Consider the following 19,672-nt stretch of genomic DNA (forward strand, 5'->3'; position numbering starts at 1 on the left):
GCATGCAACATATTCATTCCTACCGCCCGGCCGGTGAAGTCAGTGATCCGCCGATCGATGTCGTGACGCTGCCGCACGATCTTCGCCACCTGCGCCGCAAGCTGCTCCACCTCTCGAATGGCGACATGGTGATGCTGGACCTGAAGGAGGCCGTGCTGTTCCACCATGGCGACCGGCTGGTACTGGAGAATGGCGATACGATCGAGGTAAGGGCGGCGCCAGAAAAGTTGTTCGAGGTGAAGGGGCGCGACACGCTGCATCTCATCGAGCTCGCCTGGCATCTGGGCAACCGGCACCTGTCGGCGCAGATTGAGGAAGGCCGTATCCTGATCCTGCGCGACCATGTGATCCGCGCGATGCTGGAGGGGCTTGGTGCCACCGTCAGCGAGGTTGAGGAAGGTTTCCAGCCGGCGCGGGGCGCCTATCATTCGCATGGCCACAGTCATTCTTACGATCACCACGGACACTGACCGGTTGTGAACGAGAATTCCCAGACACGGGCCCTGTTGCGACTGATGGCCTGGCTGTCGCCGGCCTTCCCCATCGGCGGCTTTGCTTGGTCCGGTGGGTTGGAGCGGGCCGTTGCCGATGGGCTGGTGAAGAGCGGTGAAGACCTCGGCGCTTGGCTGCATGTGGTGATGCATCACGGAGCGCTGTGGACAGACGCGGTGCTGTTCGTTGAGGCATGGCGCGGCGCGGACGATCGGGCCCGGCTGCAGGAACTCTCTGAGCTGGGCCTGGCGCTGGCCGGATCGGCGGAGCGCTTCACCGAAACTCTTTCGCTCGGCAAGGCCTTCACCGCGGCCGCAGCCGCATGGCCCGACGAGGTTCTGCATCGCGTGCCAAAGGACATTCCTTATCCGGTAGCCGTTGGCGCTGTCGCGGCCGCCCATGGCGTTCCGGTAGAGCAGGCGCTTGCGGCTTACCTGCATGCGGCGGTCTCGCAGGCGGTGTCGGCCGGCATCAGGCTCGGCTGTTGCGGTCAAACGGAAGGCGTCGGCATCCTCGCCAAGCTCGAGGAGCCGATCGAAGCGCTGACGAGCCGGGCAGCGGCCCTGACGCTTGATGATCTCGGCACGGCAACGGTGCAGGCGGAGATCGCTTCACTTCGGCATGAGACACAGCATTCGCGCCTGTTCCGGAGCTGAGGTACGGCCTAGAATTTGGACGGATTGAAAGGACGGCACATGAAATCGGCAAATGGTCCTCTGCGGGTCGGCATCGGCGGCCCGGTCGGCTCCGGCAAGACGGCGTTGACGGAAAAACTTTGCAAGGCCATGCGCGAGGACTATTCGGTGGCCGTCGTCACCAACGACATCTACACCCGCGAAGATGCCGAGGCGCTGGTGCGCATGCAGGCCCTTTCCTCCGACCGCATCGTCGGCGTGGAAACCGGCGGGTGCCCGCATACGGCGATCCGCGAGGATGCAACGATCAACCTGCAGGCTATTGCCGGGCTCAATGATCGCATCCCGGATCTCGACGTGATCTTTATCGAGTCAGGTGGCGATAATCTCGCCGCGACCTTCTCGCCCGACCTTGCCGACATTACCATCTATGTCATCTCCACCTGCCAGGGTGAGGAAATCCCGCGAAAGGGTGGGCCAGGCATCACCCGCTCCGATCTTCTGGTCATCAACAAGAAGGATCTCGCGCCTTACGTGGGCGTCGATATCGATGTCATGGATCGTGACGCGGCGCGGATGCGCGAGATGAAGCCGCATGTGTTTACCGACCTCAAGCGCGGGGAGGGCGTCGACCATGTCGTGCGCTTCCTGAAGCAGCAGGGCGGGCTTTGAAGCCATGGTCGGATGCTAGAACTTATCAAACTCCTCCTGGCGCGGTGGTTTCCACCCAAGCCAGACGAAGAGACCGCTCATGAGGTCGCGACCGTTGCCGTCGACCAGGCGGATGCCGCGGCCGAGATCCGGCGGCTCGTCTGGAGCGGCTTTGAGGCGCAGGACGCGATCCTCGACATCGTGCTCGAAGGTTACCCGCAGCCCAGCCTGTTAAGCCAGGCGGACCGCCAATGGCTGGCGGAAGAGATCGAGCGGCAGTTTGCCCTGAAGCTTCGAGAGGAGGCGGATTGGCCGCCGAGGACAGATTGGGATCGGCTGGATTCAGCCTTTGTCGTGCTGCGGGCGAATGGCGTCATCGCGCTTCATGATGCCGGTGTTACCCAGGCGGATGCCTTTGCCGAGGTCGCCGCGGAATATCAGATGCGCAAGGAAGTGGGCGTCGGGTCCGAGGGCTTCGTTTTTTACGGCGACGAGGACATCACCGCGGCCCTGGCGGGCGACTCCCTTTACCTCACCTTCGGCGCGTTCCAGAATCGGGTGCAAAACACGTCGGTGATCGCCGAGGAGATCATCGAGACGCTCGCCAAGAAGGGGCTTCGTGCCACCTGGAGCGGCGACATCGGCAAGAAGATGCTGATCACGCCCTTCGAGTGGCAGAAGCGCAGCCCCGCGATCGGTTTCGAGGATACAGTGCTCTGAGGGCGGTACCGCCCCTCCATCAAGTCCGCAGGACGTCCCGCAGCGCCTGCACGTCGCCTACCTGGATGATGCGTCCGCGAACCGTGACGCCGATCTCGCGCAGCTTGGAGAAGGCACGAGACAGGGCTTCCGGCGCTAGGCCAAGCTGGCCCGCGAGCAGGCTCTTCTGGAAAGGCAGGCGCACCGCCGCCGGGCCGCCATCCACGGGACAATGGGCAAGGATATAGTTCGCGACCCGCTGCGGCGCCGTATGCAGCCGGTCATTGGCGACGCAGTCCAGCGTCGTCAGCAGGTGTTGAGAGAGCATCGTAAGGAGGGCGGCCGCCACATCCCGTTCCTGCTCGGCAAGTGCGCGGACAGCCTTGAGGTCGAATGCGGCTACCGTTGCGGATTCTGCCGTCTGCGCGTGGTAGCGGTACCTTCTGTCGCCAAACAGCAGGCATTCGGCGAAGGTATCGCCCGGGCCGCAGATCCTGAGATCCGCTTCGCGGCCTTCACGGTTCAGGCGGTAGAGGCGCACATAGCCGCCCAGGACGCAGAAGAAGGAGCTTGCCGTCTCGCCGTCGCGAAAGATCAGGTGGCGGGCCGGCAGGCTGGAGACCGTCATCGCCGCCATCACACGCGCAGCCGATGCGCTGCTCAGGTTCGACATGAACGGTGTCTTCATGAGCATTGCGTGGTCACGACTGCTGAGCTTTAGGTTGGTATTCATCGTCCCCGATGTCCGATTGAGCTGCTTGATCGCCGCGCACGATAGCGTCTCGGGAACATTGCGTTTTGACATTGATCAAACTGCAGGCGGGCCGGCTATAAAATCCAGTTTGGCAACGAAAAGCGCCGGACCCTGAGGGCCCGGCGCTTGATGTCTTAGCTTGAATGCAGCGGTTATTCGGCAGCCATCGGCGGCAGGCGAAGTACCTTGCTGCTGGCATGCGTGCCCGGCGACCGGTCGTCGTTGGCGCTGGTCTGGCGCTCGATATGCGCCAGCCGCTCCTCAAGGGTCTGGATCGCCTGGGCGTTCTTGCGGGCTTCCTTGCTGAGTTCTTCCGTCGTCAGGCCCAGGTCTTCCTCTTCCTTCTTGCCAACGAGGCGGCCGAAGATGCGGCCGAGCAGGCGCGACAGGTCGTCCATGATGAGGAAGAAGGATGGAACCACGACCAGCGACAGCACGGTCGAGACGATAATGCCGCCAATCACCGCAATTGCCATCGGGGCACGGAACGAACCACCTTCGCCGACGCCGAGAGCGGACGGCAGCATGCCGGCGGACATGGCGATCGAGGTCATGATGATCGGGCGGGCACGCTTGCGCCCAGCTTCCACCATGGCATGAACGCGCTCCAGCCCGTGCCGCTTCATCTCGATTGCGAAATCGACGAGCAGGATGGCGTTCTTCGTCACGATGCCCATCAGCATCAGGATGCCGATCAGAACAGGCATGGAGAGCGAGTTCTGGGTGATGATCAGCGCCACCGCCACGCCGCCGATTGCGAGCGGCAGCGAGAACAGGATGGTGAACGGCTGGATCACATCCTTGAAGAGCAGGATCAGCACCACGAGCACGAGCATCAAGCCGAGCAGCATGGCATTGCCGAAGCTCTGCGTCATTTCGGCCTGGACCTTTGCGTCACCGCTTTCGGCGAGACGCACGGTCTTCGGGAACTCGGTGGAGTCCACGATGCGCTTGAACTCGTCCGTTGCCGTATCGAGCGCGGTGCCGAAGGGCACGTCGGAGCCGATGGACACGACGCGGTTGCGGTCGTTGCGCTTGATCGAGCTTGGACCTTCCGCGTAGTCGATGTCTGCGACGCTGTAGAGCGGCACCGTCGCACCGGTGGCCGTCTTGATCTTCAGCGAGCGGATCGCTGCGAGATCGCGACGCACGTCAAGCGATGCCTGCACCCGGATCGGGATCTGGCGATCGTCGAGCGAGATCTTGGCAAGCTGCGCATCCACGTCACCGATCGTGGCGACGCGCACCGTCTGCGAGATCTGCTGCGGCGTGATGCCGAGGCGCGATGCCTGGTCCATCCGCGGACGGATCTGCAGTTCCGGACGGGGCAGGGCGCCTTCCGAAGACACGTTCGCCAGGATCGGCGAGGCGCGCAGCTTCGATTCCAGGATGCTGACCGCCTCGTTCAGGTCCTCCTCGTTGGTGGACAGGAAGTTGAACGACAGCTCACGCTCGGCGCGGTCATTGACCTTGGAGATGCGGACATCGGGGATGGAACTGACGGCCGCGAAGATTTCCTTCTCGACATCCCATTGCGGACGGGTGCGGCCCTTATCCTTGATCTTCGGGATCAGGTCGCCCACCACCGGGAGGCCTCCCAGGCCCTTGTTGACGATGGTCTTGAGCAACGAATGGTCGATATTCTTCAAGATCACACGCACAGTCGCGCGGCGAAGCTCGAGGTCGCCCTTCGGGGAGGCACCACCCAACACGAAGACGCTCTGGACGCCGTCGATATCGCGCACGGCATCGTAGATGGTATCGGTCGAAGCGGCCGTCTCGTCCAGGGTGGCGTTCGGCGGCAGTTCCACCGAAAGCACGACGCGCGAGCTATCGTCCGGCGGCAGGAAGCTGCCCGGAACCTGGGCGAGAAGCATCATCGAGCCGATGAGGAAGGCAATTGCCGCCATCAGCGTCGTGTAGCGCCAGTACCACTTGCGGGTCGTGCCGGTGACGAGGCGCGTATAGCCGCGCATGATCCAGCCGTCCTTGTCGTGGTGCTCGTCCATCCCGTCTTCAGGGCTCATCAGGTAGGCGGCCATCAGCGGGGTGATGAGACGCGCCACCATCAGCGAGAAGAAGACGGAGAAGGCGACCGTCAGGCCGAACTGGATGAAGTACTGGCCCGGGATGCCCGGCATGAAGGAGACCGGCACGAAGACCGCGATAATCGTGAAGCTCGTCGCGATAACGGCGAGGCCGATCTCGTCCGCTGCCTCGAGCGCCGCCTTGTAGGGCGTCTTGCCCATCTTGATATGGCGGGCGATGTTCTCGATCTCGACGATTGCGTCATCAACCAGGATACCGGTCGCGAGCGTCAGCGCCAGGAAGCTCACGAGGTTCAGCGAGAACCCCATGACGTCCATGATCCAGAAGGTCGGGATCGCCGAAAGCGGCAAGGCAACGGCGGCAATCAGCGTGGCGCGCCAGTTCCGCAGGAACAGGAACACGACGATAACGGCAAGCAGTGCGCCTTCCATCAGGGTGTGGAGCGCGGCCTCGTAGTTGCCATAGGTGAAGTAGACCGAGTCATCGACCATCTCAATCGAGACGTCCGGATGCGCCTTGCGCACCTCGTCCAGGCTTTCCGCCACGGTCTCTGACACAGAGACTTCACTGGCGCCCTTGGCGCGGAACACGGCAAAGGTGACCGACGGACTGCCGTTGAAGCGCGAGAACGACTTCGGCTCCTCATAGGTGTCGGTGATCGCGCCCAGCTCGGACAGCTTCACGAACTGGCCATTCGGCAGCGTGATCGTCGTGTTGGCAAGCTGCGGCACGCTGCGGGCGTCGCCGAGCGTGCGGATCGTCTGCTCGTTGCCAGCCACCTGGCCGCGGCCGGAGCCGAGATCGACATTGGTGCCGCGCAGCTGGTTGCTCACGTCCGCTGCCGTGATGCCATAGGCATCCAGCTTGGCGGGGTTGAGCGACACGCGCACTTCGCGGTCGGCACCGCCGTAGCGGTCGATCTTGCCGACGCCCGGCTGGCCCTGCAGGCTGCGCTTGATCGTGTCGTCCACGAACCAGGACAGCTCTTCGAGCGTCATGTTGGGCGAGGTGACGGCGAAGGTCTGGATCGCCTGGCCTTCGACATCGACCTTGGTGACGACCGGCTCTTCGATGCCGGCCGGCAGGTCGCTGCGGATCTTGTCGATCGCGTCCTTGGTGTCCTGGACAGCCTCTTCCGTCGGCTTTTCGATACGGAAGACGACAACCGTTTGCGACTGCCCGTCGGTCACGGTCGACTGGATTTCATCAATGCCGCTGATAGAGGCGACTGCGTCTTCGATCTCCTTCGTCACCTGCATTTCGAGCTCGGCGGGTGCGGCGCCGCTCTGGACGACGGTGATCGACACGACCGGAACGTCGATGTTCGGGAAGCGGGTGATCGGCAGCCCGAAGAAGGATTGCATGCCGACGACAAGCAGCAAGGCAAAGCCGAGCAGCGGCGCAATGGGGTTACGGATCGACCAGGCGGAGAAGTTCATGATGGAGGACCTCAGTTCCCAACAGCAGCCGGCTCAGCCGGAACTGGCGCGATCTTGTCACCGTCACGGACAAAGGCACCCGCCTTGGCCACGACCAGGTCGCCGGCCTCAAGGCCGCTGACGACCTGAATGAAGCCGCCATCCTGGATTCCGATTTCGATCTTCACCTGCTTGACGACATTGTCTTCGACCTTGCGCGCGGTGGAACCCTCGCGGCCAGTCGTGACGGCGGAAAGCGGCAGGGCGAGCCCTTCTTCTTCCGCAATGATGATTTCTGCACTGGCATACATGCCGGCACGGGCGCCGGTTTCATCGTCGTTGATCACGACATGAACCGCACCGAGGCGCGTCGTCGGATCAACGGTTGGGGAAACGAGCCTTACCTTGCCTTCGATCTTGTTGCGACCACCGGCAACGGTCACCATGGCCTTCTGTCCGACCTTGATCTTGCGGATGTCGGATTCGGACAGGTCAGCGACGAGTTCGATCTCGCCGTCCTTGATGACCGTGAAAAGCGGATTGCCCTGGCCGCTGGCGATCGCGCCGATCTTGGCGGTGCGCGCCGACACAATACCGGCGACCGGCGTCTTCACCCCGGTGCGCTGGAGCTTCAGGTCGATGTCGGCGATCTGTGCGTCCACCACCTTGATGTCCGACTGGCCCACGGCAACGGCCTGTTTGGCGGCGTTGAGGCGCGCCTGGGCGACCTCGACCAGTGCCTCTGCCTGTTCGAGCTGAGAAACAGTACTGGTGCCGCTCGTGCTCAGCCGCTTGGTGCGATCTCGCTGCCGGGTCGCGTCTGCCAGGTTCGCTTCTGCCTCGATGACCTGCGCCTGGTATTGTGCAACACCGGCCTCTGCCTTGGCGCGGTTCGCTTCGAGCTGGCTCTTCTGCAGAAGAAGCGCGTCGTCGTTCAGCGTGGCGAGCACGCTGTCGGCCTGCACCTCGTCGCCGACATCGGCATTGAGGCCCTTGATGGACAGGCCTTCGACGAGCGGCTGGACATACACCTCTTCAACCGGCTTGATCGTGCCGGTGGAGATGACACGGTCGACCAGCGGCTTCTTCACCGTTTCGGTGACGACAATCGAAGGTAGCTTGATTTCCGCCTGTGCGGGTGCGGCAGGCTCCTGCGCATAAGTTGCGCTGGTCGCAAGCAAAGCGACCAAAGCCGTGATACCGGCGGACTTCGGGAACGTACGAAACATGCGAATAATTCCAACCTGAAGTTAGGGGAGAATTTTTCGCTCGGGCAAAACCCGTTTCGCCGCACCCCCCTCAGTGCGTGCTTTTTCCAGTTCAGGTGGTAACCACCCAAAGGGGTTACAAGACTGGCTGCGAAAGATTCCTCAATGCCCGTCGTTTTACGGGTTTGCGCTGCACAAATCAATCGGACATTGTTATATGAAACATGACTTTTGGTTATGATTTACGTCAATGAGCGGACGCGGGTGATGTAACCCGCATCCGTCAAGATCGTTCCGTTGCAGATGTACTACTTCAAGGCTGCGTCGGTAATCTCTGTCGTGTAAGCGTTTTCCGGCATCTTGCTAATGATCTTCTGGTCCATCAGCGCCTTTACCGTGCGATCATAGGTCGCCATGTCGAGCTTGCCGGTACCGATGAGTTTTGCGACTTCTCCCATCATGCGCTTCTGGTGGTTTTCGTCCTGGCCGCCGTTGTCCATGACGATTTCAGCCGCTTCATCCGGATTTTCCAGCGCGTAATGCCAGCCCTTCATTGAGGCGCGGACGAACTTCACCATGGTTTCCTTGAACGTCGGGTCCTTCAACTTTTCTTCGCTGGCATAAAGGCCGTCCTCGAGCAGGTCGTTGCCGAGTTCGGTGTAGTTGAACACCGTCAGGTCTTCCGGCTTGAAGCCGGCATCGATCGCCTGCCAGTATTCGTTATAGGTCATCACCGAGATGCAATCCGCCTGCTTCTGCACGAGCGGCTGCACGTCGAAGCTCTGCTTGAGCACGGTCACGCCGTCCGGGCCGCCATCGGTGCTCAACCCAAGCTTGGTCATCCAGGCGAAGAACGGATATTCATTGCCGAAGAACCAGACGCCGAGCGTGCGGCCCTTGAAGTCAGCTTCGGTTTTTACCGGGCCATCCTTGGGGCAGATCAGCTGCAGGCCGGACTTCTGGTAGGGCTGGGCGATGTTGACGAGCGGCACGCCCTTTTCGCGCGCCACGAGGGCGCCACCCATCCAGGCGACGATCACGTCGGCACCGCCGCCGGCGATCACCTGTTCCGGAGCAATGTCCGGCCCGCCCGGCTTGATCGTCACGTCCAGGCCTTCTTCTTCATAGAAGCCCTTGTCCTTGGCGACGAAATAACCGCCGAACTGGCCCTGGGCCACCCATTTCAGCTGCAGCGTCACCTTGTCGGCCGCCAGCGCCTGCGCGGCCATCAGCGACACCGCCCCGGCCATCAATGCCATCATCATCTTTTTCATTGCGGTTCCCTCTTTTGTTGCCGGCACCGTGGGGCAGTGCCGGATATTCTCGTCTAACCCCTGCGGTTAGACGGATGCCAGAATGTCGTCGCCCGCTCGCCAAGCGCGACGATGCCGTAAAATGCAGAGCCGATGACCGCCGCGACAGCGATTTCGGCCCAGACCATGTCTACGTTCATGCGGCCGATCTCGGTGGAGATGCGAAAGCCCATGCCGACGATCGGCGTCCCGAAGAATTCCGCCACGATGGCACCGATCAGCGCCAGCGTCGAGTTGATCTTCAAGGCGTTGAAGATGAAGGGCATGGCGGCCGGCAGGCGCAGCTTCACCAGGGTCTGCCCGTAGCTCGAGGCATAGGAACGCATCAGGTCGCGCTCCATGTTCCCGGCCGCGGCAAGCCCGGCCACCGTGTTCACCAGCATCGGGAAGAAGGTCATGATCGTCACGACCGCGGCCTTGGACTGCCAGTCGAAGCCGAACCACATGACCATGATCGGCGCCACCCCGATAATCGGCAGCGCCGACATCATGTTGCCGATCGGCAGCAGCCCGCGCCGCAGGAAGCCGATGCGGTCGGCAAGGATCGCCACGACGAAGCCGCTGGCGCAGCCGAGGATGTAGCCGAACAGCACTGCCTTGAAGATCGTTTGCCGGACATCCGACCAGAGCACCGGAAGCGAGGCGGCGATGCGGGCGCCGATGGCGGAGGGTGGCGGCAAGAGCACGAAGGGAACGCCGAAGCCGCGCACCGCCGCTTCCCAGAGGATCAGGATCCAGGCGCCGAAGATGCCGGGGATCAGAAGCCGCAGCAGCCATTGGGCTCCGTGGGAGCGGGGCGCGAGATAGGAGAGTTCGGAGACACAGGCCCAGGCCAGCAGCCAGCTCGCGCCGATCAGCAGGAAGAAGGCGGTCGACATCTGCCCTTCATTGCCGGTGACGGTGCCAAGCAGCAGGAAGGCCGGCAGGTGTGCCCCGACAAAAAGCACTATGGCGCGCAGATAGTGGCCCGCGCCATCAAGTGCGACCACGGCGACGATCGCGACCACCAGCACCGCGACCACCAGCGTGCCGCTGCCCTGCGGCCCCGTCGCTTGCGTCGAGGTGAGGGGAAGGTAAGCGAGTGAAAGGATCACCAGGAGCGCGGCAAGGAATGCCTGCCAGTTGCGCTTCAACCGCATCATACCGCCCTCCCGCCCATCGAGCGATCGACAAGCCTGCCAATGAGGCCGATGATGGCGACAAGAGCTGCAGCAAGCAGCGAGCCGACGATGAGCGCCGCCCAGATCTCGATCGTCTGGCTGTAATAGGAGCCGGCCAGAAGTTTGGAGCCGATGCCCGCCACAGCACCGGTCGGCAGTTCGCCGACGATGGCGCCGACAAGGCTTGCGGCAATCGCCACCTTCATCGAGGTAAAGAGGTAGGGGATGGAGGCGGGAACGCGCAGTTTCCAGAATGTCTGCGAGGCGCTGGCGTTGTAGGTGCGCATCAGGTCGAGCTGGATCAGTTCAGGTGAACGCAGACCTTTCACCATGCCGACCGCGACCGGGAAGAAGGACAGGTAGGTTGAGATCAGCGCCTTTGGCACAAGGCCGGTGATGTTGATCGCGCCAAGCACCACCACCACCATCGGTGCGATCGCCAGGATCGGCACCGTTTGAGACGCGATGATCCAGGGCATGAGGCTGCGATCGAGCGCCTTGACATGCACGATCCCGACCGCGATCAGGATGCCGAGCAGCGTACCGAAGGCAAAGCCGACAACAGTCGACGAGAGCGTCACCCAGCCATGGTAGATCAGGCTGCGGCTCGAGGTGACGCTGCGCATCATCGTGTTCTCGAAGACATTGACCGCCACCTGGTGCGGCGCCGGCAGGACCGGCTTCGGCTGCACCATCGTTTTCCCGATCAGTTCGATCGTCGTGGAGCTCACGTTGCCGCGCCGGTCGAGGTCGCGCTGGAACGGCGCGTTCATGAAGAAGGCGGCCATGTACCAGATCGCTACGATGGCGATCAGGATGACCGAGACGGGGATGAGGTGGCTGCGAAAGCCGTCGGGACTGCTATTCTTCATAGCTGTGCCCCGCTCGCAGGCCTTCACGTACCCGGTGAGCGATCTCCAGGAATTCCGGCGTCTCGCGAATTTCCAGCGGCCGCTCCCGCGGAAGGGTCGACTCGATCACGTCGGTCACGCGCCCGGGGCGCGGTGACATGACAACGATCTTGGTGGAGAGATAGACGGCTTCAGGGATCGAATGGGTCACGAAACAGATGGTCTTCTGCGTGCGCGCCCAGAGTTTCAGCAGTTGCTCGTTCAGATGGTCGCGAACGATCTCGTCCAGCGCCCCGAACGGTTCGTCCATCAACAGAAGATCGGCATCGAAGGCGAGTGCGCGGGCAATCGAGGCACGCTGCTGCATGCCGCCCGACAGCTGCCACGGATATTTCTTGCCGAAGCCCGAAAGATTCACGAGGTCCAGCGTCCGATCGATGCGTTTTGCCCGCTCGGCAGCGGAATGGCCCATGATCTCCAGCGGCAGGGCGATGTTCTTTTCGATCGTCCTCCACGGATAAAGCGCAGGCGCCTGGAAGACATAGCCGTAGGAGCGCGACTTTCGCGCCTCTTCGGGGCTCATGCCGTTGACGGTGATGCTTCCCGATGTCGGCTGCTCCAGATCGGCTATGACCCTGAGAAAGGTCGTCTTGCCGCATCCGGATGGTCCGATGAAGGACACGAAGTCGCCTTTGCCGACCTCCAGATCCACGTTCGACAGCGCATGCACCGGACCGTCGCTTGTTTGAAATGTAAGGCCCAGCTTCTTGGCTGAAACGACGGATGACTGATTTTCTGTCATAGTGACCCAGTTTACCTGATCATGTTCCCCGGACTTGATGTCCTGTTTTTCTAGGAGGTCGTGCAATGTCATCCATTCCAGACCTTGATTGCAAGCTGATCCGGCCGAGCGGGGGCTATGCCGGAAAGCAGGGCTTTTCTTATGTCGAGGGCATTTCCGCCCAGAGCAGCGGCGCCACCGGCATCGCCATGATGCTTGTGACGATCCCGCCGGCCGGCCGGGCGAAGGCGCATATGCATGCCGCGCACGAAACGGCGATCTACATCATGGCCGGCGAGGCGGTGACCTATTATGGCGACCGGCTGCAGCACCGTGTCGTCACGCGGGCCGGCGACATGTTCTATATCCCGGCCGGCATGCCGCATCTGCCGCTCAACCTCGGGACAGAGCCGTGTACCGCAGTCATCGCCCGCACCGATCCCAACGAGCAGGAAAGCGTCGTCCTGCTGCCGGAACTGGAAAGCCTGGTGAGCGAATAGCTGCGCCATCGGCTCTTCCACCGCTCACACGCCCGAAGCGGGGATGCCCGTCCGCTCCACCTTGCGCGGCGCCGTCAGCTCCTTCCAGGTGGAAAGCGCCTTGTTGACCGCCTGGAAGGGCTCGCGCTTGACGAACTGGCCGTGGCCTTCCTGTGTCTTCATCAAGCTTTCCTCGACCGCCACCACGCCGCGCGTCAGCGTGTAGCGCGGCAGGCCGGTCACTTCCTTGCCTTCAAAGACATTGTAGTCAATTGACGACTGCTGGCTCTTGGCGCTGATCGTCTTGGAGCGCTTCGGATCCCAGACCACGAGGTCAGCATCGGCGCCGACAAGGATCGCACCCTTGCGCGGATAGATGTTGAGGATCTTGGCGATGTTGGTGGAGGTCACGGCGACAAACTCGTTCATGGTGATGCGCCCGGTCGCCACCCCATAGGTCCATAGCATCGGCATGCGGTCTTCCAACCCGCCTGTGCCGTTCGGAATCTTGCGGAAGTCGCCAAGCCCGGTGCGCTTCTGGTCTGTCGTGAAGGCGCAGTGGTCGGTCGCCACCACCTGCAGCGAACCGGATGCGAGGCCTGCCCAGAGGGAATCCTGATGCTGCTTGTTGCGGAAGGGCGGCGACATCACCCGGCGGGCGGAGTGGTCCCAATCCTTGTTGAAGTATTCGCTTTCATCGAGCGTCAGGTGCTGGATCAGCGGCTCGCCATAAACGCGCATGCCGTTCTGGCGCGCGCGCCGGATTGCTTCGTGCGACTGCTCACAGGATGTGTGGACGACATAAAGCGGCACGCCCGCCATGTCGGCAATGATGATGGCGCGGTTGGTAGCCTCGCCTTCGACCGACGGCGGGCGGGAATAGGCGTGGCCTTCCGGCCCGTCATTGCCTTCGTCCATGAGCTTCTGCTGCATGGCGGCAACGACATCGCCGTTCTCGGCATGGACGAGCGGCAGGGCGCCGAGTTCCGCGCAACGCTGGAAGGAGGCGAACATCTCGTCGTCGTTCACCATCAGCGCGCCCTTGTAGGCCATGAAGTGCTTGAAGGTGTTGATGCCGTGATGCGCGACCACCGCCTTCATCTCGTTGAACACCTGCTCGCCCCACCAGGTGACCGACATGTGGAAGGAATAGTCACAATTGGCGCGGGTCGCCTTGTTGTCCCAGCGCTTCAGCGCATCAAGCAGCGACTGGCCCGGGTCCGGCAGGCAGAAATCCACGACCATCGTCGTGCCGCCGGCCAGCGCCGCCCGCGTGCCGCTTTCGAAATCATCGGCGGAATAGGTGCCCATGAACGGCATTTCGAGATGCACATGCGGGTCGATGCCGCCCGGCATGATGTAACAGCCTGCCGCGTCCAGGGTGGTGTCGCCGGACAGGTTCGGCCCGATCTCGATGATCTTGCCGCCGTCGATCTTCACATCCGCCTTGTAGGTCAGGTCGGCCGTGACGATGGTTCCACCCTTGATGACTGTGGTCATTGTTGTTCCCCTAGATGTTGCAGTCCTGCGATCGGCAGCACCGACTGGCGCAAACCGGTAATGGCGATGACGGCAGCCTCCAGTCGCTGCATCTCGTCATCGTTCAAGCGGCCGATGACACGGCCTATTGCGGGCTTCCGCAGATGGGTCATCTTGTCGACCATGATCTGGGACGTCGCCTGCAAGCCGTTTTCCGGTGAGGGAACGACCGTTGGTCGAAAAATGGCCGCGTCCGTGAGGAAGGTTGAAAACGGGCACAAGAGAAGAGTGACGTGATCTTCGATGCATTCATCGGCTTGCAGAATGACGGCCGGCCTCGGTTTCCCCAGGTCGCCTTGAAACGCTGCCGTGACCATGTCACCCCGCCTGAGCTTCACGGTTTGTCCCAATCCTGTGCCGCGTTCTCATCAACGAGTTCTTCGATGCCGGCCTGGCGATCCGCCTCGACTGCTGCCCGCACCTGCCGCGCAGCTTCCTTGCGGTAGGCCTCGTTGGAAAGATCCGGCACCCAAATCTCCACCGGACGATATCCTTGCCGGATCAGGTCCGCTCGCTCTTGCGCGGTGAGTTCCCTTGGGCGTCCCATGCGAGTCTCCTTCGTGCGAAAGATGCGGTTGAAGCCTACTCCACAATCTCCGCGGTCTCCAGAACCGCATGGAAAAGCACGTCGCAGCCGGCAGAGGCCCATTCCCTGGAAATGTCCTCGGCCTCGTTGTGGCTGAGGCCGCCGACGCAGGGGCACATGATCATCGTCGCCGGTGCCACCTTGGCAGCCCAGCAGGCGTCGTGGCCGGCACCGGAGATCACGTCCATGTGGCTGTAGCCGAGCCGTTCGGCAGCACCGCGGACACGACCGACCAGGGTCGGGTCGAAGGTCACCGGGTCGAAATGCCCGACCGCCTCGACCGAACAGCCGACCCCCAGGCCCTCGCAGATTTCTGCCGCACGTTTTTCGATCGCGGCGCGCATGCGGTCCAGCTTTTCCTGGCTCGGGGTGCGGATATCGACGGTGAAGACAACCTTGCCGGGCAGCACGTTGCGGGAGTTCGGAGTGAAGAACATCTGGCCCACGCCACCAACGGCGCCCGGCTGTTCGGACATTGCCACTTCCTGCACCATTTCCAGAATGCGGGCCATGGCAAGCCCGGCATTGACGCGCATGTTCATCGGCGTGGAGCCGGTATGGGCCTCGCGGCCGGTGAGGGTGAATTCGAGCCACCATAAGCCCTGGCAGTGCGTGACCACGCCGATCTGCTTGTTTTCGGCCTCCAGGATCGGCCCCTGCTCGATATGGTACTCGAAATAAGCGTGCATCTTGCGGGCGCCGACCTCCTCGTCGCCCACCCAGCCGATCCGCTGCAACTCGTCGCCGAACGTCTTTCCTTCCGGATCCTTGCGGGCGTAGGCGTAGTCGATGGAATGGACGCCCGCAAAAACACCCGAGGCCAGCATGGCGGGCGCAAATCGCGCGCCTTCCTCGTTCGTCCAGTTTGTCACGACGATCGGATGCTTGGTCTTGATGCCGAGGTCGTTCATGCTGCGAACCACTTCGAGGCCACCGAGCACGCCGAGCACGCCATCGAACTTGCCGCCGGTCGGCTGGGTGTCGAGATGGCTGCCGATGTAGACGGGAAGCGCTTCCGGGTCGGTGCCGGCGCGGGTGGCAAACATCGTGCCCATCTTGTCGACGCCGATCGTCATGCCTTCGACTTCGCACCAGGTCTGGAACAGCTTGCGGCCTTCGCTGTCGGCGTCGGTCAGGGTCTGGCGATTGTTGCCGCCGGCGACCCCGGGGCCAATCTTGGCCATCTCCATCAGCATGTCCCAGAGACGGTCGCCATTGACGCGCAAGTTCTCGCCTGGTGCTGCCACCATGTGATCTGTCCTCACCTGTTATACCCGCCAAAGAAAGCGGTCTTCTGCTGTTCCCGTGGTCGCCTCGGTGCCGCGTTTCGACACCTGAAGTTTCGGCGTTGCGTTTGTTATGCTTGTCGCCGATAATTTGACCGATTGGTAAAACATTACAATTTCCGCGGCTTCACTCAAGCTCTATTTCGGGAAAATCCCAGAGGAAAATCTGGCGGCCGAACTTCTTGGGGTGACGGGCGGGAAGGGGGCGTAAGAAAAGCATGGCCATCCCGCGTGCGGCGAAAACCCAGAGACGAACGCGCATCCAGGAGGAGAAGGAGGAACGAATCCTTGAAGCCGCGCTCGACGTGTTTTCAGTCAGCGGCTTCCGCGGCACGACCATCGACCAGATCGCAGAGGCGGCCGGCATGTCGAAGCCCAATCTCCTTTATTATTTCCGCACCAAGGAGGCGATCCACCGGCAGCTCATCGACCGCGTTCTCGATACCTGGCTGGAGCCGTTGCGGGCCTTCAATGCGGAGGGAAACCCGGAAGCCGAGATCCGCTCCTATATTCGCCGGAAGCTAGAGATGGCGCGCGATTTCCCGCGCGAAAGCCGGCTGTTTGCCAACGAGATCCTGCAGGGCGCGCCGCATATCGAGGATGAGTTGAAGGGCCCGCTCAAGGACCTCGTCGACGAGAAGGCGGAAGTGATCCGCACCTGGGCGCGCGCCGGAAAGATCGCCAAATGCGATCCCTACCATCTGATCTTCTCGATCTGGTCGACGACGCAGCATTACGCCGACTTTGACGTGCAGGTGCGCGCGGTGCTTGGCCATAACCTGTCAGGCGAGGGTCGTTTCGAAGATGCCGCGCGTTTCCTCGAAAAGCTATTCATGGATGGTCTGCGGGTGACTGCCACCAGCTAGAGACGGCGGGTCTTCATCGAACGCCACGAACGAAAACGCCGGCACGGAGCCGGCGTTTCCAATCCTTGGGAGGATCAAGATTTAGGCAGCAGCCGAAGCGTAGCCTTCGGTAGGCACTTCCGAGATGGTCTTCAGGACCTGGGAAGCGATCTGGTAAGGGCAGCCCTGCGAGTTCGGGCGGCGGTCTTCCAGGTAACCCTTGTAACCGTTCTTCACGAAGGAATGCGGTACGCGGATCGAAGCGCCACGGTCAGCAACACCGTAGGAGAACTTGTCCCAAGGTGCCGTTTCGTGCTTGCCGGTCAGGCGCAGGTGGTTGTCCGGGCCGTAAACGTTGATGTGGTCCAGCAGGTTCTTTTCGAACTGCGCCATCAGCGCCTCGAAATATTCCTTGCCGCCCACTTCGCGCATGAACTTGGTGGAGAAGTTGCAGTGCATGCCCGAACCGTTCCAGTCGGTGTCGCCAAGCGGCTTGCAGTGGAACTCGATGTCGATGCCATACTTTTCGCAGAGGCGGAGAAGCAGGTAGCGCGCCATCCAGATCTGGTCGGCGGCCTTCTTGGAGCCCTTGCCGAAAATCTGGAATTCCCACTGGCCCTTGGCCACTTCGGCATTGATGCCTTCGTGGTTGATGCCGGCAGCCAGGCAAAGGTCGAGGTGCTCTTCAACGATTTCGCGGGCAACCGAACCGACGTTCTTGTAGCCAACGCCGGTGTAGTACGGACCCTGTGGAGCCGGGTAGCCGGTTTCCGGGAAGCCGAGCGGGCGCCCGTTTTCGTAGAAGAAGTATTCCTGCTCGAAGCCGAACCATGCATCTTCGTCGTCGAGGATGGTGGCGCGTGCGTTCGACGGATGCGGGGTGACGCCATCCGGCATCATGACTTCGCACATGACGAGAACGCCGTTGGTGCGGGCCGGGTCAGGATAAACGGCGACCGGCTTCAAGACGCAGTCGGAAGAGCGGCCTTCGGCCTGCATCGTGGACGAGCCGTCAAAGCCCCACAGTGGAAGCTGCTCAAGCGTCGGGAAGCTGTCGAATTCCTTGATCTGGGTCTTGCCGCGCAGGTTCGGAACTGGGGTGTAGCCATCGAGCCAGATGTACTCGAGCTTATACTTGGTCATGTTTGGTCTCTCACGCCGTGTGTCATGGTTGAGCATCCCGGGCAACATCACGCTTTTTCAAGCGCGCCATCCCCGGCATGACACACACCTTGCATATCCCGTGCCAGATTCGAAAACGCCTCGACAATTCGCCCAATCAAGTGCGGAAGTTTCAGCCGGACCCACCGCTCGATTGCAAGCGCGCTGCGGAATCATTCGCCTTTCTGCGGCTAATCAGGCGGGTGCCGGAACTCAATCTTCACCAGCACGTTCCGAAAATAGGCAAAGCTGAAGCGATTTCGGCAAACGGGCCGAAATTTGTTTCTGGTTTTCCTTCGTAAATGATGTAAAATAGTGCAATCAGCACAAAAAATGTGCATTCGCGCTGATCTGGTAACGCAAAAAGCATTTTGACGGTGAGGAGCCGATAGGATGACCACCCACATCCATCGTGAAACAGCCAAGATCTTGAGTTTTCCGCTGCGGCCGCGCCGCCGGCTGGAAAACGGAATGACGGCGCCGGCCCTTTACGAGGCCGCGCCTGCGATCGTCGATATCGGATGCTGGTATCACGAAGAGGCCGTGCAGGCCGACACTTCGAAGTCGGAACGTCCAAAACCCTGCTGATCGCCTTTAGCGATCGCGCGGCGCCGGCTGGGCTGGCGCGCGTCCGGATGCGTCTTGTCTCCTAGAAGCCAAAGAGCTTCAGCATCACCAAGCCAAACGTGGCGATGAAAAGCCAGCCGAAGGCGCCGAGCGCCAGTGGCCGCCAGCCTTCCGCCCGCAACTTCCCGATATTGGCCTGAAGACCCATGGCGGCGAGCGCCATGGCAAGGAGGAAGTTCGTCAGCACGACGATCTTGGCCGTCACGTCGGCTGGGATGGTGATCGCGCTGTTGAGCAGCATCATCCCGATGAAGCCGAACACGAACCACGGCATTGGCGCCGACGCCCTGGCGCCTTCACCTGAGCCGGAACGCCTGGCAAGCGCCAGCGTCATGATCAGCGGTGCCAGCATCACCACGCGGGCGAGCTTCGAAATCGTGCCAAACTGACCGGAAACTTCACCACCCTGGAAGGACGCGGCCACCACCTGTGCGACCTCATGGATGGTGACGCCGGACCACAGGCCGTAGCCGCGCGCATCGAGCCCGAGTGGTGCAGCGAGCAGAGGGTAGGTGAGCATCGCAAGAGAGCCGAACAGCGTTACGCAGGCGACGGCATAGGCTACATGCTCCTCCCGGCCACGAACCACCGTATTGGCGGCAATGATCGCTGACGCGCCGCAGACCGAGGTGCCGGCGGCGATCAGGTCGGTCAGAGACCGATCGACACCCATCAGGCGGCCGACGATGCGGATGGCGACAAATGTGGAGACCAGCGTCAGCGCCACCATCACCAGTCCAGCGCCCCCGAGCGACAGGATCTGCATGGCGGTGACCTGCAGGCCGAGCAGCACGATGCCGACGCGCAGGATGCGCTTCAGAGAAAAGGTGATGCCGGCATCCACCGCCGTCGGCAGCGAAACAAGGTTGCGTACCGCCATGCCGAGGATGATGGAGACGATCAGCGGGCTGAGCGCCGCGAGCCCTGTCAGGCTGCGGATCGTCAGCGCGGCAAGCGCAATGGCTGCCGTCAGCAGGATGCCGGGAAGGACCGGCGGGAGCGAAAGCTGGCGAGACCCGAAGCTGGTTTGTTGTTCTGTCACAGAGGCGGCAGGCTTCATGTTTTTTCTTCAGATTCCGTCATTTGTCGAACACCATTCTCCTTTCTCTTGAATGACAGTTCCAATTGATTGATGTTG

At 61.9% G+C, this 19,672-nt stretch carries 20 protein-coding genes; 7 read left to right on the plus strand and 13 right to left on the minus strand.

Annotated features, from left to right (window positions below):
- Nucleotides 1–2: 2 nt before the first annotated feature.
- From ureE to M0654_RS19540, 4 genes are read left to right on the plus strand one after another with little or no spacing between them, the layout of a single operon-like run.
- On the plus strand, nt 3–470 hold the full coding sequence (ureE, locus tag M0654_RS19525) for an urease accessory protein UreE (RefSeq protein ID WP_248684500.1): 468 nt from the start codon (nt 3–5) through the stop codon (nt 468–470).
- 6 nt (nt 471–476) lie between these two features.
- Nucleotides 477–1,148 carry an urease accessory protein UreF gene (locus M0654_RS19530; protein ID WP_248684501.1) on the plus strand — a complete coding sequence of 224 codons (672 nt, stop codon included), beginning with the start codon at nt 477–479 and terminating at the stop codon, nt 1,146–1,148.
- Between the two features lie 39 nt (nt 1,149–1,187).
- Nucleotides 1,188–1,799: an urease accessory protein UreG gene (ureG, locus tag M0654_RS19535; RefSeq protein ID WP_248684502.1), complete on the plus strand. Its 612-nt coding sequence runs from the start codon at nt 1,188–1,190 to the stop codon at nt 1,797–1,799.
- A gap of 12 nt (nt 1,800–1,811) precedes the next feature.
- Nucleotides 1,812–2,498: a DUF6891 domain-containing protein gene (locus tag M0654_RS19540; RefSeq protein ID WP_248684503.1), complete on the plus strand. Its 687-nt coding sequence runs from the start codon at nt 1,812–1,814 to the stop codon at nt 2,496–2,498.
- A 19-nt stretch (nt 2,499–2,517) separates the two neighbouring features.
- Here the strand turns inward: M0654_RS19540 and M0654_RS19545 are convergent, their stop codons facing one another.
- The 7 genes from M0654_RS19545 to M0654_RS19575 form a co-directional block, all read right to left on the minus strand.
- Nucleotides 2,518–3,210: a Crp/Fnr family transcriptional regulator gene (locus M0654_RS19545; protein ID WP_248684504.1), complete on the minus strand. Its 693-nt coding sequence runs from the start codon at nt 3,208–3,210 to the stop codon at nt 2,518–2,520.
- A 173-nt stretch (nt 3,211–3,383) separates the two neighbouring features.
- The gene (locus M0654_RS19550) at nt 3,384–6,719 is read right to left on the minus strand and encodes an efflux RND transporter permease subunit (protein ID WP_248684505.1); all 3,336 of its coding nucleotides are present in this window, start codon (nt 6,717–6,719) and stop codon (nt 3,384–3,386) included.
- 11 nt (nt 6,720–6,730) lie between these two features.
- Entirely contained in the window at nt 6,731–7,927 is a 1,197-nt protein-coding gene (locus M0654_RS19555) for an efflux RND transporter periplasmic adaptor subunit (protein ID WP_248684506.1), read from the minus strand.
- A 287-nt stretch (nt 7,928–8,214) separates the two neighbouring features.
- Nucleotides 8,215–9,180: an ABC transporter substrate-binding protein gene (locus M0654_RS19560; RefSeq protein ID WP_248684507.1), complete on the minus strand. Its 966-nt coding sequence runs from the start codon at nt 9,178–9,180 to the stop codon at nt 8,215–8,217.
- 53 nt (nt 9,181–9,233) lie between these two features.
- Nucleotides 9,234–10,361 carry an ABC transporter permease gene (locus M0654_RS19565; protein WP_248684508.1) on the minus strand — a complete coding sequence of 376 codons (1,128 nt, stop codon included), beginning with the start codon at nt 10,359–10,361 and terminating at the stop codon, nt 9,234–9,236.
- The gene (locus M0654_RS19570; protein WP_248684509.1) at nt 10,358–11,251 is read right to left on the minus strand and encodes an ABC transporter permease; all 894 of its coding nucleotides are present in this window, start codon (nt 11,249–11,251) and stop codon (nt 10,358–10,360) included. The genes M0654_RS19565 and M0654_RS19570 overlap by 4 nt, the downstream gene beginning before the upstream one ends.
- Nucleotides 11,241–12,032 (minus strand): ABC transporter ATP-binding protein, encoded by a 792-nt coding sequence (locus M0654_RS19575; protein ID WP_248684510.1) that lies wholly within the window; start codon nt 12,030–12,032, stop codon nt 11,241–11,243. Before M0654_RS19575 ends, M0654_RS19570 begins: the two co-directional genes overlap by 11 nt.
- Before the next feature lie 65 nt (nt 12,033–12,097).
- Between M0654_RS19575 and M0654_RS19580 the strand changes: the two genes are divergently transcribed.
- Entirely contained in the window at nt 12,098–12,511 is a 414-nt protein-coding gene (locus M0654_RS19580; RefSeq protein WP_248684511.1) for a cupin domain-containing protein, read from the plus strand.
- A gap of 24 nt (nt 12,512–12,535) precedes the next feature.
- Here the strand turns inward: M0654_RS19580 and hydA are convergent, their stop codons facing one another.
- From hydA to M0654_RS19600, 4 genes are read right to left on the minus strand one after another with little or no spacing between them, the layout of a single operon-like run.
- On the minus strand, nt 12,536–13,990 hold the full coding sequence (gene hydA, locus M0654_RS19585) for a dihydropyrimidinase (RefSeq protein WP_248684512.1): 1,455 nt from the start codon (nt 13,988–13,990) through the stop codon (nt 12,536–12,538).
- Nucleotides 13,987–14,346, minus strand: a complete 360-nt coding sequence (locus M0654_RS19590) for a type II toxin-antitoxin system PemK/MazF family toxin (RefSeq protein WP_248684513.1) — start codon at nt 14,344–14,346, stop codon at nt 13,987–13,989. Before M0654_RS19590 ends, hydA begins: the two co-directional genes overlap by 4 nt.
- A gap of 17 nt (nt 14,347–14,363) precedes the next feature.
- Nucleotides 14,364–14,576 carry an antitoxin MazE-like protein gene (locus M0654_RS19595; protein ID WP_248684514.1) on the minus strand — a complete coding sequence of 71 codons (213 nt, stop codon included), beginning with the start codon at nt 14,574–14,576 and terminating at the stop codon, nt 14,364–14,366.
- A 35-nt stretch (nt 14,577–14,611) separates the two neighbouring features.
- Nucleotides 14,612–15,862 (minus strand): Zn-dependent hydrolase, encoded by a 1,251-nt coding sequence (locus tag M0654_RS19600; RefSeq protein ID WP_248684563.1) that lies wholly within the window; start codon nt 15,860–15,862, stop codon nt 14,612–14,614.
- Nucleotides 15,863–16,119: 257 nt separating this feature from the next.
- Here M0654_RS19600 and rutR point away from each other — a divergent pair, with 257 nt between their 5' ends.
- Complete coding sequence (gene rutR / locus M0654_RS19605) at nt 16,120–16,767, plus strand: HTH-type transcriptional regulator RutR (RefSeq protein ID WP_118850257.1); 648 nt, start codon at nt 16,120–16,122, stop codon at nt 16,765–16,767.
- Nucleotides 16,768–16,848: 81 nt separating this feature from the next.
- Here the strand turns inward: rutR and M0654_RS19610 are convergent, their stop codons facing one another.
- Nucleotides 16,849–17,889 (minus strand): glutamine synthetase beta-grasp domain-containing protein, encoded by a 1,041-nt coding sequence (locus M0654_RS19610; RefSeq protein ID WP_118850256.1) that lies wholly within the window; start codon nt 17,887–17,889, stop codon nt 16,849–16,851.
- Nucleotides 17,890–18,300: 411 nt separating this feature from the next.
- Here M0654_RS19610 and M0654_RS19615 point away from each other — a divergent pair, with 411 nt between their 5' ends.
- Entirely contained in the window at nt 18,301–18,495 is a 195-nt protein-coding gene (locus tag M0654_RS19615) for a DUF2735 domain-containing protein (RefSeq protein ID WP_118850255.1), read from the plus strand.
- A gap of 61 nt (nt 18,496–18,556) precedes the next feature.
- Here M0654_RS19615 and M0654_RS19620 read toward each other — a convergent pair whose 3' ends face one another.
- The gene (locus tag M0654_RS19620; protein ID WP_248684515.1) at nt 18,557–19,594 is read right to left on the minus strand and encodes a YeiH family protein; all 1,038 of its coding nucleotides are present in this window, start codon (nt 19,592–19,594) and stop codon (nt 18,557–18,559) included.
- Between the last annotated feature and the right edge of the window lie 78 nt (nt 19,595–19,672).

Source organism: Neorhizobium turbinariae (assembly GCF_023223505.1).
In the GTDB taxonomy this organism is placed as follows: Bacteria; Pseudomonadota; Alphaproteobacteria; order Rhizobiales; family Rhizobiaceae; genus Neorhizobium; species Neorhizobium turbinariae.

Excerpts from the sequence above, each read along its gene's own strand:
- M0654_RS19620 (WP_248684515.1), bottom strand. The coding sequence starts at position 19,594 with ATGAAGCCTGCCGCCTCTGTGACAGAACAACAAACCAGCTTCGGGTCT.
- M0654_RS19565 (WP_248684508.1), bottom strand. The coding sequence starts at position 10,361 with ATGATGCGGTTGAAGCGCAACTGGCAGGCATTCCTTGCCGCGCTCCTG.
- M0654_RS19570 (WP_248684509.1), bottom strand. The coding sequence starts at position 11,251 with ATGAAGAATAGCAGTCCCGACGGCTTTCGCAGCCACCTCATCCCCGTC.
- ureE (WP_248684500.1), top strand. The coding sequence starts at position 3 with ATGCAACATATTCATTCCTACCGCCCGGCCGGTGAAGTCAGTGATCCG.
- rutR (WP_118850257.1), top strand. The coding sequence starts at position 16,120 with ATGGCCATCCCGCGTGCGGCGAAAACCCAGAGACGAACGCGCATCCAG.
- hydA (WP_248684512.1), bottom strand. The coding sequence starts at position 13,990 with ATGACCACAGTCATCAAGGGTGGAACCATCGTCACGGCCGACCTGACC.
- M0654_RS19540 (WP_248684503.1), top strand. The coding sequence starts at position 1,812 with ATGCTAGAACTTATCAAACTCCTCCTGGCGCGGTGGTTTCCACCCAAG.
- M0654_RS19595 (WP_248684514.1), bottom strand. The coding sequence starts at position 14,576 with ATGGGACGCCCAAGGGAACTCACCGCGCAAGAGCGAGCGGACCTGATC.
- ureG (WP_248684502.1), top strand. The coding sequence starts at position 1,188 with ATGAAATCGGCAAATGGTCCTCTGCGGGTCGGCATCGGCGGCCCGGTC.
- M0654_RS19575 (WP_248684510.1), bottom strand. The coding sequence starts at position 12,032 with ATGACAGAAAATCAGTCATCCGTCGTTTCAGCCAAGAAGCTGGGCCTT.
- M0654_RS19590 (WP_248684513.1), bottom strand. The coding sequence starts at position 14,346 with ATGGTCACGGCAGCGTTTCAAGGCGACCTGGGGAAACCGAGGCCGGCC.
- M0654_RS19610 (WP_118850256.1), bottom strand. The coding sequence starts at position 17,889 with ATGACCAAGTATAAGCTCGAGTACATCTGGCTCGATGGCTACACCCCA.
- M0654_RS19555 (WP_248684506.1), bottom strand. The coding sequence starts at position 7,927 with ATGTTTCGTACGTTCCCGAAGTCCGCCGGTATCACGGCTTTGGTCGCT.
- M0654_RS19560 (WP_248684507.1), bottom strand. The coding sequence starts at position 9,180 with ATGAAAAAGATGATGATGGCATTGATGGCCGGGGCGGTGTCGCTGATG.
- M0654_RS19580 (WP_248684511.1), top strand. The coding sequence starts at position 12,098 with ATGTCATCCATTCCAGACCTTGATTGCAAGCTGATCCGGCCGAGCGGG.
- M0654_RS19545 (WP_248684504.1), bottom strand. The coding sequence starts at position 3,210 with ATGAATACCAACCTAAAGCTCAGCAGTCGTGACCACGCAATGCTCATG.
- M0654_RS19550 (WP_248684505.1), bottom strand. The coding sequence starts at position 6,719 with ATGAACTTCTCCGCCTGGTCGATCCGTAACCCCATTGCGCCGCTGCTC.
- M0654_RS19615 (WP_118850255.1), top strand. The coding sequence starts at position 18,301 with ATGACCACCCACATCCATCGTGAAACAGCCAAGATCTTGAGTTTTCCG.